Here is a 15,468-nt window from a genome sequence, read left to right on the forward strand (position 1 = left end):
CCCGCCCCGCTCGGCTGTCACACCCTCCCGGGGAACCCCGGACACCATCCGGGGGACGGCGTCCTCATGACCCGCTCCCTCACGCCCGGGACACCCCTGACGGCTCGTACGGGGCACACCGGTGGCCCGAGCCTGCGTCGGGCCCCTGAGCGGAGCGGTCAGGCGCGGGTGGGGACGCCCGTGAGGGCGGTGACGACCGGGTCCAGGGCCTGGTGTATCTCGTCGCCGATGGAGCGGAAGAACGGCAGGGGCGCTCCGTACGGGTCGTAGACCTCGTCCGCCTCGACGGTCGGTGCCAGCAGCCAGCCGCGCAGCGCGGCGGCGGCGCGGACCAGGGCGCGGGCGCGCATGACCAGGCCCTCGTCCAGCGTGGGCAGGGTCGCCGGGTCGATCGCGTTCACCAGGCGGGTGAACTCCTTCAGCGTGAAGGTGCGCAGGCCCGCCGAGTGACCCATGGAGATGACCTGGGCGCGGTGGTCGCGGGTCGCGGTCAGCACCAGATCGGCGCGGATCACGTGTTCGTCCAGCAGTTCACGGCCGACGAAGCCGGAGGGGTCCGCGCCGAAGTCGGCCAGCACGGTCTCCGCGTGGGACTCCATCGGCGCGCCCTCGTGCCCCCAGGTGCCCGCGCTCTCCACGATCAGCCCGCCGCCCAGGATGCCCAGCCGCTGACTCACGAAATGCCGGGTCAGCCGCTCGGTGATGGGCGAGCGGCAGACGTTTCCGGTGCTGACGTGGAGGATGCGAAAGGTGTCGCGCGGAAACCCGAAGGTGGTCGTCTCCTCCGCGCTGCGTTCCCCGTTGCCTATGCCGCGCCCCGACTCGGGGGCCGTCAATTCGCCACCTCGAGGTCGGGTACCACTTTGCGCAGCTCCTCCGGCGAGAGGGCGCCTTCGCGCAGCAGCACGGGCACGGGGCGCGTGACGTCGACGATCGACGAGGGGACGATGCCCGGGGTGGGTCCGCCGTCGAGGTAGACGGAGACGGAGTCGCCGAGCATCTCCTGTGCCGCGTCGCAGTTCTCCGGCGCGGGGTGGCCCGTCAGGTTGGCCGAGGAGACGGCCATCGGACCGACTTCGGTGAGCAGCTCGATGGCGACCGGGTGCAGCGGCATCCGTACGGCGACCGTGCCGCGGGTGTCGCCGAGGTCCCACTGGAGGGACGGCTGGTGCCGGGCGACCAGGGTCAGCGCGCCCGGCCAGAACGCGTCGACCAGTTCCCAGGCCTGCTCGGAGAAGTCCGTGACGAGGCCGTGCAGGGTGTTCGGGGAGCCGATGAGCACGGGCGTGGGCATGCTGCGGCCGCGCCCCTTGGCCGCCAGGAGGTCGGCGACGGCCTCGCCGGTGAACGCGTCGGCGCCGATGCCGTAGACGGTGTCCGTCGGCAGCACCACGAGCTCGCCACGACGGACGGCGGACGCGGCTTCACGCAGACCGGTCGCGCGATCGGTCGCGTCGTTGGTGTCGTATCGCCGAGCCATCTGGCGGGCCTCCTCGTACACATGCGGCTGGGGTGGTTGAAGTCTGCCGGACGCTCACGGCACCGCCTTGCGGGCGGTGGCGAACCGGGGCCGGTTGTTCAGGTCGGGGTGGTCGGCGGCGTCGGTCCAGCCGCGGTCCTCGGCGAAGATCCACGGCACCTGGCCGCCCTGGGTGTCGGCGTGCTCGACGACGACCACGCCACCGGGGCGCAGCAGGCGGTGCGCGGTGCGTTCCAGGCCCCGGATGAGCTGGAGGCCGTCCTCGCCGGAGAACAGGGCCAGCTCGGGGTCGTGGTCGCGCGCCTCGGGGGCGACGTACTCCCATTCGGTGAGCGGGATGTACGGCGGGTTGGAGATCACCAGGTCGACCTGGCCGTCGAGGTCCGGGAAGGCCGTCAGGGCGTCTCCCTGGCGCAGCTCGACGCGCGAGCCCTCCATGTTCTTGCGGGTCCACACGAGGGCGTCCTCGGACAGCTCCACGGCGTACACGCGGGAACGCGGCACCTCCTGCGCGAGGGCGAGCGCGATGGCGCCCGAACCGGTGCACAGGTCGACGACGCACGGCTCGACGACGTCCATGGCCCGTACCGCGTCTATGGCCCAGCCGACGACCGACTCGGTCTCCGGGCGAGGCACGAACACCCCGGGCCCCACCTGGAGTTCGAGGTAACGGAAGTAGGCGTGCCCGGTGATGTGCTGGAGCGGTTCGCGCGCCTCGCGGCGGGCGACGACCTCCCAGTAACGGGCGTCGAAGTCGGCGTCCTTCACCGTGTGCAGCGCGCCGCGCTTGACGCCGTGCACGAACGCGGCGAGCTCCTCCGCGTCGGTGCGCGGCGAGGGCACGCCAGCGTCGGCGAGCCGCTGGGTGGCCTGGGCCACCTCCGCGAGCAGCACGCTGCGGGGGCTTGGGGGTCGCCCCCCACTATGTTGCTGCACGCTCATCCTCCGGAAGTTCTCGTGCGGCCGGTACGACGGCCCGGTGTTCGGGTCCGGCGCTCAGGCCCTGCGGGCCCGGGCAGGCGTCATGCTGCGGCGAGTTTGGCGGCCGAGTCCGCGTCGACGCAGGCCTGGATCATCGCGTCCAGGTCGCCGTCCAGGACCTGGTCCAGGTTGTACGCCTTGAACCCGACGCGGTGGTCCGAGATGCGGTTCTCCGGGAAGTTGTAGGTGCGGATCTTCTCGGAGCGGTCGACGGTGCGGACCTGGCTGCGCCGGGCGTCCGCGGCCTCCTTCTCCGCCTCCTCCTGCGCCGCCGCGAGCAGCCTGGAGCGCAGGATACGCAGTGCCTGCTCCTTGTTCTGCAGCTGGCTCTTCTCGTTCTGGCAGGAGGCGACGACTCCGGTCGGGAGGTGCGTGATGCGCACGGCGGAGTCGGTGGTGTTGACGGACTGCCCGCCGGGGCCGGAGGAGCGGTAGACGTCGATCCGCAGGTCGTTCGGGTTGATCTCGACGTCGACCTCCTCCGCCTCGGGCGTCACCAGGACACCCGCCGCGGAGGTGTGGATGCGGCCCTGGGACTCGGTGGCCGGCACCCGCTGCACGCGGTGCACCCCGCCCTCGTACTTCAGCCGGGCCCACACGCCCTGGCCGGGCTCGGTGGCGCCCTGGCCGCCCTTGGTCTTCACGGCGACCTGGACGTCCTTGTAGCCGCCCAGCTCGGACTCGGTGGCGTCGATGATCTCGGTCTTCCAGCCCACGCGCTCGGCGTACCGCAGGTACATGCGCAGCAGGTCGCCGGCGAACAGGGCGGACTCGTCGCCGCCCGCGCCCGCCTTGACCTCGAGGATGACGTCCTTGTCGTCGTTGGGGTCGCGCGGGACCAGCAGCAGGCGGAGCTTGTCGGTGAGCTCCTCGCGCTGCTTCTCCAGGTCCTTGAGCTCGGCGGCGAAGTCCGGGTCGTCGGCGGCCAGTTCACGCGCGGTCTCGATGTCGTCACCCGTCCGCCTGAAGGAGCGGTACGCGGTGACGATCGGGGTGAGCTCCGCGTACCGCTTGTTCAGCCTGCGCGCGTTGGCCTGGTCGGCGTGGACCGACGGGTCGGCGAGCTTCGTCTCCAGGTCGGCGTGCTCGGTGACGAGTTCCTCGACGGCCTCGAACATCTTGGGCTCCTGCTACTGCGTGGGAAGGGGAAGGCGGGCGACCAAAAACGCCGGTCCCGGCGCGCGTCCCTCCCACCTGCACGGGGAGAGGGGTCGCGGCCGTGGACCGGCGAAAGGGGGCTCGCTACTTCTTGGAGCCGGCGGCCTTGCCGAAGCGGGCCTCGAAGCGGGCCACACGGCCACCGGTGTCGAGGATCTTCTGCTTACCCGTGTAGAACGGGTGGCACTCGGAGCAGACCTCGGCCCGGACGGTGCCGGACTCGATGGTGCTGCGGGTGGTGAACGACGCGCCGCAGGTGCAGCTGACCTGCGTCTCGACGTACGCGGGGTGGATGTCGCGCTTCAAGGTGACTCCTAGGTTCGGGAGGGCGCCGGGTCGCAGCCGCGGGATGCGGGAGCGTGAACCGGAGCCGACGTACCAGTCTGCCAGGACTGGCGCCATCCCCCAAAACCGGGGGCCGCCGTCGTTTGTTCCCGGGGTCCGGGCCGGCCCGCGGCGCCGGGGGCCCCGAGGAGCTCTCCGGGCGTGCTCAGGAGGCGCTGACGACGCTCCCGGGCCCACCCGTGGCCGTGTCCACCGTGGCCGCCCGCGGGATCGGCTCGTCGTTCCTCAGGGCGTCCCAGACCAGCCGCGCCTTCTCCGTCTCGGGAAGGACCCGGTTGGGGTCGGCGGGGTCGTACCGCACCGGCATGGTCACCATGTGCAGGCCGGCGGGGTCGATGTCCCTCAGACCGCCCGCGAAGGCCATCAGGGAGTTCACCGAGCCCAGGCCGGAGTCGGTGGTGAGGGCCCTGGTGGCCGTCTCGGTGATGTCGTAGAGCTTCCTGGGGTCGGTGAGGAGGTCGATGTCGCCCACCTGTCGGACCAGGGCCCTGACGAAGGCCTGCTGGAGCCGGATGCGGCCGAGGTCGGAGCCGTCGCCGACGCCGTGCCGGGTGCGGACCAGGGCGAGGGCCTGTGCGCCGTCGAGCCGGTGGGTGCCGGCGGTCAGCTCGAGGCGGCTGTCGGGGTCGGCGATGTCCTCGGTGGTGGTGATCTCGACGCCGCCCAGTTCGTCCACGAGCTTCTGGAAACCGGTGAAGTCGATCTCCAGGTAGTGGTCCATGCGCAGGTCGGTCATCGACTCGACGGTCTTCACGGCGCAGGCGGCCCCGCCGGTGGCGTACGCGGAGTTGAACATCACACCGTTCGCGGCGGGGTGGGCGCCGCCCTCGGTGTCGGTGCATGCGGGCCGGTCGACGACGGTGTCACGCGGGACGGACACCACGGACGCCTTCTTGTGACCCTCGTGGACGTGCACGATCATCGCGGTGTCGGAGCGGGCGCTGCCGTTGTCGGCACCGCCGCCGAGCTTCCGGTTGCCCCCGGAGCGGGTGTCGGAACCGAGGACGAGGACGTTCTCGGAGCCGTTGCCGGCCTTCTCCGGCCGGTCGGCGCCGAGGAGGCGGTCGATGTCGATGCTCGTGAGGTTGCCGTTGAGTCTGACGTACACGTATCCGGCGCCGGCGCCACCCAGGACGAGGACGGCCGCGGCGGTCCACGCCATGGCCTTCAGACCGCTGTGCCGCTTGTCGCGCGGCATGCGGCGCCCTCTCCGAGCCCGTCGGCCGGACTCGGGTGTGCTCTCCGCAGACATCCGCTCCTCAGCTCTTGCCCGGTCGATCACCCCTGCGTCCGATGCCAGACCCGGTCGGGTGATGCCCCGTACAGCACCCATCGTCCCGCCGTACCCGTCGTCCCGCCGTCCGGGCGGAGGGAGCATCCGGCGCGTGGCCGCACGGCGCCTGGGCCCGGCCGTTGCACGGCCGGGCCCAGGCGTTCCGTTCAAGAGCGGTGAGCGTGGCGCTCACCTGCGGTGTCCCGCGATGTCAGCCGAAGTGGTCAGCCGAAGATGTCGTACTGCTTGAAATCGGTACCGACGGAGATCCTGGCGGCGAAGATCCCACTCGTGGCCTTCCCGGTGCCCTTGTACAGGTACAGGGTGCCGCCGGGGGTGCGGGCCAGGAAGTCCGCCTTGCCGTCGCCGCTGATGTCGCCGACGGTGTCGAAGGTGTTATACGTCTTGGTGCTCCAGGTGCGGACCTTGACCCGGCCGGAGAAGGCGCCGGTGCCGGCCTTGCCGGTGCCCTTGTACAGGTACATCGCACCGGTGCTCTTGTGGCGGGCGATCAGGTCGGTCTTTCCGTCGCCGTTGAAGTCGCCGCGGCCGTGCACGGAGTTGTACTGGTTCCAGCCGGAGCCGACCTTCACGCGGGCGGAGAAGGTGCCGTTGCCCTTGCCCGGGTAGATCCACAGCACACCGGCGGAGTCCACGGACAGCAGGTCGGGCAGGTAGTCGCCGGTGACGTCACCGGGAGCGACGATGCGGGTGCGGGTCTTCCAGTTGTCGAAGATGCGCTTGGTGGACCAGGTGCCGCTGGAGATCACGTACCGGGTCCAGAAGACGGCGCCGTCGCTGCTGCGCCGGTACACCAGGTCCTGGTACCCGTCCCGGTTGAGGTCGGTCTGCAGGACGGCGTTGACGCCCTTCCAGCTGCCCCAGGACTCGCGGGCGGCGAACGAGGAGCCCTTGGAGTTCTTGGAGTACCCGGTCGTCGTCGAGGACTTGCGCACCCACAGGTCGGCGCGGTGGTCGCCGTTGATGTTGGTGTCGTCGACGCGCGCGTAGGCGGCCCCGACGTAGCTGCTCACCTTGGCGAAGACGCTGTAGGCACCCTTCTCGACGCAGTCCCGCACGCCCCAGGAGACGACGCCGACGATCCGGTTGTTCACGACCAGCGGGCCGCCGGAGTCGCCGTTGCAGGCGGAGGTGGTGCCGCTGTCGGTGCCGGCGGCGGGCTTGCCTGCGCAGACCATGTGGCCCTTGACGAAGTCGGCGCCGTAGGTGCGGGCGCACGTGGCGTCGGACTGGAGGGGCAGCGTGGCCGCCTTCAGCGTCTCGGAGACGTCCTGGCTGGTGGAGCTGGTGCGGCCCCAGCCGTAGACCTTGGCGCTCTTTCCGGCGGCGTAGGAGGCGGTGTCGCCGGAGGTGGTCATGCGGATCGGGGTGGCCTTGACGGGGCCGGGCAGGGTGAGCACCGCGATGTCGTTGTCGATGGTCGTCGCGTTGTACGACGGGTGGTTCCACTGACGCCAGACACCGGAGACGGTGCCGCCGTGCAAATCGGCTCCGCCGTCGGAGGGGAGCTGCGCGGTCCCCGTGACGATGGCGCCGTTGGCGTGCCAGTCGTATCCCTTGACACAGTGCGCGGCGGTGAGGATCTTCGTCGGGGCGACGACGGCACCACCGCAGAAGAAGCCGATGTCGTCGCTCGTGCGGCTGGTGCCCCGGTCGTCGTAGTAGTGGAGCTGTGCCATCCAGGGCGCAGAGGTGATGGTGGTCGTGCTGCCACCGATGATCTTCGCATCGATGACGGAGCCGGTGCCGGTGGTGGTACTGCCGGCACCGGTGCTCTTGCTCAACGACGACCGGTGCGGCCGGCCGGCGGTGTCGTCACCGGCGAGCGCGCCGGCGACGCGCTTCTTCAGCTCGGCGGGTGACGGCGAGCTGATCGCCGGGTCGGCGGTCGGCTGCGGCAGTGCGGTGGCGGCGCCGGCGGACGAGGTCAGCAGTGCGGCGGCGACGGCCGCGGCGACGCCGGCCGCGGCGACGGGCAGCGCGACTCTGACCCGGCGTCTGTGCCGACCGCCCCCAGACATGGAAGTACCCACTCAAGTCCCCCCTCAGGATCGGAAGTTCGGGCCTCGATGTGAAGATCGGCCCGGAACAGCGCGATCGTACACCTGTCCGAGGACATGCAAAGGGCCGCTCCCCTTGCCGGGGAGCGGCCCTTGTGACGGGTAAAGCGGGTCGGTCAGGTGGAGCCGAGGTGAGCGGGGCGGACGTCAGTCGCCGTTGCCCGGCGTCGGCGTCGTCTTCTGGATCTGCAGCAGGAACTCGCCGTTCGACTTCGTCTGCTTCATCTTGTCGAGAAGCAGCTCGATCGCCTGCTGCGAGTCGAGCGCGTGCAGCACCCGGCGGAGCTTCCAGGTGACGGCCAGCTCGTCGCTGCCGAGCAGGATCTCCTCCTTGCGGGTACCGGACGCGTCGACGTCCACCGCGGGGAAGATGCGCTTGTCGGCGAGCTTCCGGTCGAGCTTGAGCTCCATGTTGCCGGTGCCCTTGAACTCCTCGAAGATCACCTCGTCCATGCGGGACCCGGTGTCCACCAGGGCGGTGGCGAGGATGGTCAGCGAACCGCCGTCCTCGATGTTGCGGGCCGCACCGAAGAAGCGCTTCGGCGGGTACAGCGCCGTCGAGTCGACACCACCGGACAGGATGCGGCCGGAGGCCGGGGCGGCGAGGTTGTACGCACGGCCCAGACGCGTGATCGAGTCGAGCAGCACGACGACGTCGTGACCCAGCTCCACCAGACGCTTGGCGCGCTCGATGGCGAGCTCGGCGACCGTGGTGTGGTCCTCGGCGGGGCGGTCGAAGGTCGAGGAGATGACCTCGCCCTTCACCGACCGCTGCATGTCGGTGACCTCTTCCGGACGCTCGTCGACGAGGACGACCATCAAATGGCACTCGGGGTTGTTGTGCGTGATCGCGTTGGCGACCGCCTGCATGATCATGGTCTTGCCGGTCTTCGGCGGGGCCACGATCAGACCGCGCTGTCCCTTGCCGATCGGCGACACGAGGTCGATGATCCGCGTGGTGAGAACCCCGGGGTCGGTCTCCAGACGGAGGCGGTCCTGCGGGTACAGCGGGGTGAGCTTGTTGAACTCCGGGCGGCCGCGGCCGTGTTCGGGCGCCATGCCGTTGACGGAGTCGAGGCGGACCAGCGCGTTGAACTTCTCGCGCCGCTCGCCCTCCTTCGGCTGGCGCACCGCGCCGGTGAGGTGGTCGCCCTTGCGCAGGCCGTTCTTGCGGACCTGGGCGAGGGAGACGTACACGTCGTTCGGGCCGGGCAGGTAGCCGGAGGTCCGGATGAACGCGTAGTTGTCGAGGATGTCGAGGATGCCCGCGACCGGGATCAGGACGTCGTCCTCGGCGATCTGCGGCTCCTGCACCTCGTCACGACCGCGCCGGCCACGACGGTCGCGGTAGCGGCCGCGACGTCCGCGACGGCCGCTGCCGTCGTCGTCGTAACCGTCGTCCTGACGGCCGCCGCCCTGCTGCTGGTTCTGCAGCCGGCCCTGGCCGCCCTGGTTCTGCTGCTGGTCGTCGCTCTTGCCGCGACGGTCCCCGCGGTCGCTCCGGTCGCTCCGATCACCGCGCTCGGCACGGTCGTTGCGGTCGGTGCGGTCGGTGCGCTCACCACGGTCGGTGCGCTCACTGCGGTCACGGCCGCGCTCGCGGCGGTCACGGCGGCGGCTGTCACCGCCGTCGTTGTCGGACTTGGCGTCGCCCTGCGACGGGGACTGCTGCGACTGCGTCTGGCCCTCGGCCTTCGCGTCGCTCTTCGCCTCGGCGGGAGCCTGCTCGGCGGCGGCGGCCGGGGCGCCCGCGTCCGCGGTGGCTCGACGGCGACGCGTGACGGGGGCCTGCTCGGCCGGAGCCTGCTCGGCCGGGGCTGAGGCCTGCGGGGAGGGCTGGCCGGGAATGTCGATCTGCTGCTGGGCGGTGGCCTGTTCGGCCGGAGCCTCGGCAGCGGACTTCTTCTCCGCGGTGTCACCCGTACGGGTCCGGGAGGTGGCACGACGCTTGGGCTTGGTCTCCGGCGTCTCGGCCGGGGCCTCGCTCTTCGGCGCGGCGGAGCCGCCCGATGCCTGCGCCTCCTTGATGACCTCGATCAGCTGGCTCTTGCGCATGCGCGCGGTGCCCCTGATGCCGAGGCCGGATGCGACCTGCTGAAGCTCGGCCAGCACCATGCCTTCGAGGCCGGTACCCCGGCGCCGCCGGGAGCCGGCACCGCTGGCAGGCGCGGAGGCGTCCGTGGCGGGCGCGGCAGCGGTCTCCTCGACACGTGCGCCCATCAGATCGGTGGTGTCGCTCACGAAGGGTCCTTCCCTGGAGCGGACGTCGGCCTGTCTGGCTCGGCGACCGGTTGTGCTGTCCGGCTTCGGTTCTTGCTGTGCGAACCGTGCCGGGGCGGTGGTCCGCCTCGACGGCGGAAGGGATATCTGGTGATGGCGCTTCCCCGAGCCGTGGCATCCAGTGTCACGTGGCGTGGTCGCACCGGTTCCGGAGCGTGCCCGGCGGGCCGTTCAGTGTCCGCGTACGACGTACTGCTCGCGTACGAAGCAGAGAACACAGTTGGGCTTGGGGGGCTCCCGGAAGAATGTCTGTCCCGAGCGGGGACACGAGGCACCTCGCCATGGTGGGGTCGGGTGCAGACTTGAGGTTAACACTACCGGATCCAACAAACATTCCCCCTCTCGTTATCCGGCAACCGTGTGTCAGGTGGCGAGCGGAAGCACGCTCGCTCCCTGCAGATCGAGGCTGAGCCGGTTGGCGGCCCAGTCGTTGCCGGCCAGTGCTTCGACCTTGTCGGCGGTGTCCGCGTCGGCCAGTGCCATGACGGTGGGGCCGGCGCCGGAGATCACCGCGGGGACGCCGTCCGCGCGCAGCCGCTCGACCAGCGCCGCGCTCTCGGGCATGGCGGGGGCGCGGTAATCCTGGTGCAGACGGTCCTCGGTGGCGGGCAGCAGCAGTTCGGGACGCCTGGTCAGAGCCTCCACGAGCAGGGCGGCACGGCCCGCGTTGGCAGCGGCGTCGACATGGGGCACGGTGCGCGGCAGCAGGCCGCGCGCGGTCTCGGTGAGGACGGGTTTGCCGGGGACGAACACCACCGGCACGACGGATGCGGCGGGCTCCATCCTGATCGCGCGGGCCGCGCCGCTCTCCATCCAGGAGAGGGTGAAGCCGCCCAGCAGGCAGGCCGCGACGTTGTCGGGGTGGCCCTCGATCTCGGTGGCGAGTTCGAGCAGCGCGGTGTCGTCGAGCCTGGCCTCGGCGCCTATGGTCACGGCGCGGGCGGCGACGATTCCGGCGCAGATGGCGGCGGAGGAGGAGCCCATGCCCCGGCCGTGCGGGATGCGGTTGGCGCAGACGATCTCCAGGCCGCGCGGCTGCCCGCCGAGCAGGTCGAAGGCGGTACGCAGGGAGCGTACGAGCAGGTGGTTCTCGTCGCGGGGAAGGGTTTCACCGCCCTCGCCGGCGATGTCGATGTGCAGCCCGGCGTCGGCCACCCGGACGACGACGTCGTCGTACAGGCCCAGCGCGAGGCCGAGGGCGTCGAAGCCCGGACCGAGATTGGCGCTGGTGGCGGGGACGCGCACCCGGACGGCGGCGGCGCGGAACGCGGGACCGGCCATCGCTCGATGACTCTCCTTGAGCTGGGGACTGTGACGGTGACTGTCGAAGACTGTCGAATGACGTTCGATGACGTGCAAAACCCCTGGGACCGCCGCCGACCAGGGTGGCCGGCCGCTTCCCGAACCCCTCCGAGCCCCTCTGGACCATGGTCCGGACCACGGAGACGACGCGGGACCGCGGCATATGCGGCGGTGGGTTGAGTACAGACTATCGAAGGAAGGTTCTGTGTCGACATAGGGCGCACGGGAGGCGCACGATGCGTGTCATAAGCCCCCTGTGCCCCCCTCTCGGGGAACTTCCCCGGGCAAGCGCCTTCTTACGCCTGTCCTGCCTACCTCTGTCCCGCGGAAACCCGTCCTGGCGACGCGTGCTGCTTTCGCCGGGCGCGGAACGCCTGCCCCGGGGTCGCGGCGGCCGGAAGGCCCGGGCGGCGCCGCCCGGGCCTTCCGGTACCGGTGGTCAGACCAGTCCGAGCCGCTCGGCGGCCGTCGCGGCGTCCACGGGGACGGTGACCGGCTGCGGCGCGCCGGCGACGGCCCAGTCCGGGTCCTTCAGGCCGTTGCCGGTGACGGTGCACACGATGCGCTGGCCCGGGTCGACCTTGCCCTGCTCGGCGGCCTTCAGCAGACCGGCGACCGAGGCGGCGGACGCCGGCTCGACGAAGACGCCCTCCTGCGAGGCCAACAGCCGGTAGGCGCGCAGGATCTCACGGTCCGTCACCTCGTCGATGAGGCCGCCGGACTCGTCCCGCGCGGCAAGCGCGTACTGCCACGAGGCGGGGTTGCCGATCCGGATGGCGGTGGCGATCGTCGCCGGGTCCTTGACGACCTCGCCGCGCACGATCGGGGCACTGCCGGACGCCTGGTAGCCCCACATCCGGGGGGTCCGGGTGGAGATGCCGTCGGCGGCGTACTCCCGGTAGCCCTTCCAGTAGGCGGTGATGTTGCCCGCGTTGCCCACCGGCAGGACGTGGATGTCGGGGGCGTCGCCCAGCATGTCCACGATCTCGAAGGCGGCCGTCTTCTGCCCCTCGATACGCACCGGGTTCACCGAATTGACCAGCGCCACGGGGTAGTTGTCACTGAGGGCGCGGGCGAGGGTGAGGCAGTCGTCGAAGTTTCCGTCGACCTGGAGGATCTTCGCTCCGTGCACCAGGGCCTGGCCCATCTTGCCGAGGGCGATCTTGCCCTGCGGCACGAGCACCGCGGAGACCATCCCGGCGCGCACTCCGTAGGCGGCGGCGGAGGCGGAGGTGTTGCCGGTGGAGGCGCAGATGACGGCCTGCGCGCCCTCCTCCTTGGCCTTGGAGATGGCCATGGTCATGCCCCGGTCCTTGAAGGACCCGGTCGGGTTCGCGCCCTCGACCTTGAGGTGGACCTCGCAGCCCGTGCGCTCGGAGAGCACCTGCGCGGGCACGAGCGGCGTACCGCCCTCACGGAGCGTCACGACCGGCGTGGTGTCGGAGACCGGCAGCCGGTCCCGGTACTCCTCGATGATTCCGCGCCACTGGTGGGTCATTGCTGCTTACTCTCCTTCAACCCGCATGATGCTGGCGACACCGCGCACGGTGTCGAGCTTGCGCAAGGCGTCGACGGTGCCGCCGAGGGCCGCGTCGGACGCACGGTGGGTGACGACGACGAGGGAGGCCTCCCCGTCCTTGCCCTGCTGGCGAACCGTATCGATCGAGACACCGTGCTCGGCGAACACGGTCGCGACCTGGGCGAGAACACCCGGTTTGTCGGCCACGTCGAGGCTGATGTGGTAGCGCGTGACGACCTCGCCCATCGGGGAGACGGGCAGCGCCGCGTAGGCGGACTCGCCCGGTCCGGTCGTCCCGGCCAGCCGGTTGCGGCAGACGGCGACGAGGTCGCCGAGCACGGCGGAGGCGGTGGGCGCCCCGCCGGCGCCGGGCCCGTAGAACATCAGCTGTCCCGCGGCCTCCGACTCCACGAACACGGCGTTGTACGCGCCGCGGACCGAGGCCAGCGGGTGGGTGAGCGGAATCATCGCCGGATGCACCCGCGCGGTGACGGATCCACCGTCCGCGGCCCGCTCGCAGATGGCCAGCAGTTTGATGGTGCAGCCCATCTCCCTCGCGGAGGCGAAGTCGGAGGCGGTGACCTCGGTCATGCCCTCGCGGTGCACGTCGTCGAGCCGCACGCGCGTGTGGAAGGCGATCCCGGCGAGGATGGCGGCCTTGGCGGCGGCGTCGAAGCCCTCGACGTCGGCGGTCGGGTCGGCCTCGGCGTACCCGAGGGCGGTGGCCTCGTCGAGCGCCTCCTGGTAGCCGGCGCCGGTGGAGTCCATCTTGTCGAGGATGAAGTTGGTGGTGCCGTTGACGATGCCGAGCACCCGGTTGACCTTGTCGCCGGCGAGCGACTCGCGCAGCGGCCGGATCAGCGGGATGGCGCCGGCGACGGCGGCCTCGTAGTAGAGGTCCTTGCCGTGCTCCTCGGCGGCGGCGTACAGCGCGGCCCCGTCCTGGGCGATCAGCGCCTTGTTCGCGGAGACGACGGACGCGCCGTGCGCGAAGGCGGTGGTGATCAGCGTCCGCGCGGGCTCGATCCCGCCGATGACCTCGACGACGACATCGAGGTCGCCGCGTTTGACCAGGGCGGTGGCGTCGGTGGTGACCAGCTCCGGGGCGATGCCCTCGCGCACCCGGTCCGGGCGCCGCACGGCGACCCCGGCGAGCTCCACCGGGGCCCCGATGCGGGCGGCGAGGTCGGCGGCCTGCGTCGTCATGATGCGCGCCACCTCTGAGCCGACCACTCCACAGCCCAGCAGCGCCACCTTCAGCGGACGCGTACGCATCATCCGACCTCGTTTCCTGATTACCGTCTAGGTTGCACCAGTCTCACTCACCGGACGGAAGTTTCTTCCCTTTGTCCGGATCGTGAGACATCAATTTCATCGGGAAGCCGGAAGAACCGAAGATCTTCCGCCTTCCCGCCTCTGTTACTTCTGCTGTTGTTCTCTTCTGCCGCGCTCTTCCACCGTTCCTTCTCCCCTCACCCGACGTCGAGGCGGAGGAGGTCGTCCTCGGTCTCGCGCCGGACGATGACCCGCGCCTCGCCGTCCGCGACGGCGACGACGGGCGGGCGGAGCACGTGGTTGTAGTTGCTCGCCATCGACCGGCAGTACGCGCCGGTGGCCGGTACGGCGATCAGGTCACCGGGCGCCAGGTCCCCCGGCAGGAACGCGTCACGCACCACGATGTCACCACTCTCGCAGTGCTTGCCGACGACCCGGCAGAGCATCGGTTCGGCGTCGGAGCTGCGGGAGACGAGGGAGACGCTGCACTCGGCGTCGTACAGCGCGGTACGGATGTTGTCCGACATCCCGCCGTCGACGGAGACGTACGTGCGCAGCCCGTCGAGCGGCTTGATGGTGCCGACCTCGTACACCGTGAAGGCGGTCGGGCCGACGATGGCCCGCCCGGGTTCGACGGAGATGCGGGGGGTGGCGAGGCGGGCGGCCTCGCACTCGTGGGTGACGATCTCGGTCAGCGCCTTGGCGATCTCGTGCGGCTCGCGGGGGTCGTCGTCGCTGGTGTAGGCGATGCCGAGGCCGCCGCCGAGGTCGATCTCGGGCAGTTCGACCCCGTGCTCGTCCCGGATCTCCTTGAGCAGTCCGACGACCCGGTGGGCGGCGACCTCGAACCCGGACATGTCGAAGATCTGCGACCCGATGTGCGAGTGGATCCCGATGAGCTCAAGACCGTCCAGCTGGAGCGCCCGCCGCACGGCCTCGGCGGCCTGCCCGCCGGCGAGCGGGATCCCGAACTTCTGGTCCTCGTGCGCGGTGGCGATGAACTCGTGTGTGTGCGCCTCGACGCCGACGGTGATGCGGATCTGCACCCGCTGACGCCTGCCGAGCGACTGCGCGATGTGCGCGACCCGGACGATCTCCTGGAAGGAGTCGAGCACGATCCGGCCGACCCCGGCCTCGACGGCCCGGCGGATCTCGGCCACGGACTTGTTGTTGCCGTGGAAGGCGATCCTGTCAGCGGGCATACCGGCGGACAGGGCGGTGGCCAGCTCCCCGCCGGAACAGACGTCGAGGTTCAGCCCTTCCTCGTGGAGCCACCGCACGACGGCCCGGGAGAGGAACGCCTTGCCGGCGTAGAACACGTCGGCGTCGTCCCCGAAGGCGGTGCGCCAGGCCTGCGCGCGGGCGCGGAAGTCGGTCTCGTCGAGGATGTAGGCGGGGGTGCCGAACTCCTCGGCGAGCCGCGTGACGGAGATCCCGCCGACGGTGAGCGCGCCGTCCTCGTCACGGCTGACGGTCTGCGCCCACACCTTCGGGTCGAGGGCGTTGAGATCGGTGGGCGGCGCTGAGTAGTGGCCTTCGGGCAGGACGTCGGCGTAACGGGGCCCGGCGGGGTGTGCGGAACGGCTCATTCTTCGCGTGCTCTCTCAAAGATGGTCGGGTGCGTCGATGCCGAGCAGGGACAGGCCGTCGGCCAGCACCGTCCCGGCGGCTTCGGCGAGCGCGAGCCGGGCGCGGTGGACGGCCGAGGGTTTCTCCGCGCCGAGCGGCAGCACGGCGGGGAGCAGCGGCTGCGTGGCATCGGCGACGGTGACGA

General features: G+C 70.9%; 13 protein-coding genes. All 13 read right to left on the reverse strand.

The genetic code is table 11. The features are described from left to right. Positions 1-158 precede the first annotated feature (158 nt). Complete coding sequence (locus tag AOK11_RS01455) at positions 159-836, reverse strand: arsenate reductase/protein-tyrosine-phosphatase family protein (RefSeq protein WP_055591778.1); 678 nt, start codon at positions 834-836, stop codon at positions 159-161. After that, positions 833-1,480 carry an L-threonylcarbamoyladenylate synthase gene (locus AOK11_RS01460; protein WP_055591789.1) on the reverse strand — a complete coding sequence of 216 codons (648 nt, stop codon included), beginning with the start codon at positions 1,478-1,480 and terminating at the stop codon, positions 833-835. Before AOK11_RS01460 ends, AOK11_RS01455 begins: the two co-directional genes overlap by 4 nt. Before the next feature lie 54 nt (positions 1,481-1,534). Continuing rightward, positions 1,535-2,422, reverse strand: coding sequence for a peptide chain release factor N(5)-glutamine methyltransferase (gene prmC / locus AOK11_RS01465; RefSeq protein WP_055591779.1), 888 nt, complete (start codon positions 2,420-2,422; stop codon positions 1,535-1,537). Between the two features lie 80 nt (positions 2,423-2,502). After that, a complete protein-coding gene (gene prfA, locus AOK11_RS01470; protein ID WP_055591780.1) occupies positions 2,503-3,579 on the reverse strand; it encodes a peptide chain release factor 1 in 1,077 nt (358 codons plus the stop codon). Positions 3,580-3,703: 124 nt separating this feature from the next. Further along, a complete protein-coding gene (rpmE, locus tag AOK11_RS01475) occupies positions 3,704-3,925 on the reverse strand; it encodes a 50S ribosomal protein L31 (RefSeq protein ID WP_007499053.1) in 222 nt (73 codons plus the stop codon). 184 nt (positions 3,926-4,109) lie between these two features. Continuing rightward, entirely contained in the window at positions 4,110-5,216 is a 1,107-nt protein-coding gene (locus AOK11_RS01480; protein ID WP_055591781.1) for an LCP family protein, read from the reverse strand. 245 nt (positions 5,217-5,461) lie between these two features. Continuing rightward, positions 5,462-7,279, reverse strand: a complete 1,818-nt coding sequence (locus tag AOK11_RS01485; protein ID WP_055591782.1) for a trypsin-like serine protease — start codon at positions 7,277-7,279, stop codon at positions 5,462-5,464. A gap of 186 nt (positions 7,280-7,465) precedes the next feature. Next, positions 7,466-9,559, reverse strand: coding sequence for a transcription termination factor Rho (gene rho / locus AOK11_RS01490; protein WP_055591783.1), 2,094 nt, complete (start codon positions 9,557-9,559; stop codon positions 7,466-7,468). Between the two features lie 402 nt (positions 9,560-9,961). Continuing rightward, on the reverse strand, positions 9,962-10,879 hold the full coding sequence (thrB, locus tag AOK11_RS01495; protein WP_055591784.1) for a homoserine kinase: 918 nt from the start codon (positions 10,877-10,879) through the stop codon (positions 9,962-9,964). A gap of 460 nt (positions 10,880-11,339) precedes the next feature. Then, positions 11,340-12,398, reverse strand: a complete 1,059-nt coding sequence (thrC, locus tag AOK11_RS01500; protein ID WP_055591785.1) for a threonine synthase — start codon at positions 12,396-12,398, stop codon at positions 11,340-11,342. Positions 12,399-12,404: 6 nt separating this feature from the next. After that, the gene (locus AOK11_RS01505) at positions 12,405-13,697 is read right to left on the reverse strand and encodes a homoserine dehydrogenase (protein WP_055591786.1); all 1,293 of its coding nucleotides are present in this window, start codon (positions 13,695-13,697) and stop codon (positions 12,405-12,407) included. A 194-nt stretch (positions 13,698-13,891) separates the two neighbouring features. Beyond that, entirely contained in the window at positions 13,892-15,283 is a 1,392-nt protein-coding gene (gene lysA, locus AOK11_RS01510; protein ID WP_055591787.1) for a diaminopimelate decarboxylase, read from the reverse strand. 15 nt (positions 15,284-15,298) lie between these two features. Beyond that, a partial coding sequence (locus tag AOK11_RS46085; RefSeq protein WP_248843941.1) for a DALR anticodon-binding domain-containing protein occupies positions 15,299-15,468 on the reverse strand: 170 nt, incomplete at its 5' end.

The organism is Streptomyces hirsutus, assembly GCF_001418415.1.
Lineage (GTDB): Bacteria > Actinomycetota > Actinomycetes > Streptomycetales > Streptomycetaceae > Streptomyces > Streptomyces hirsutus.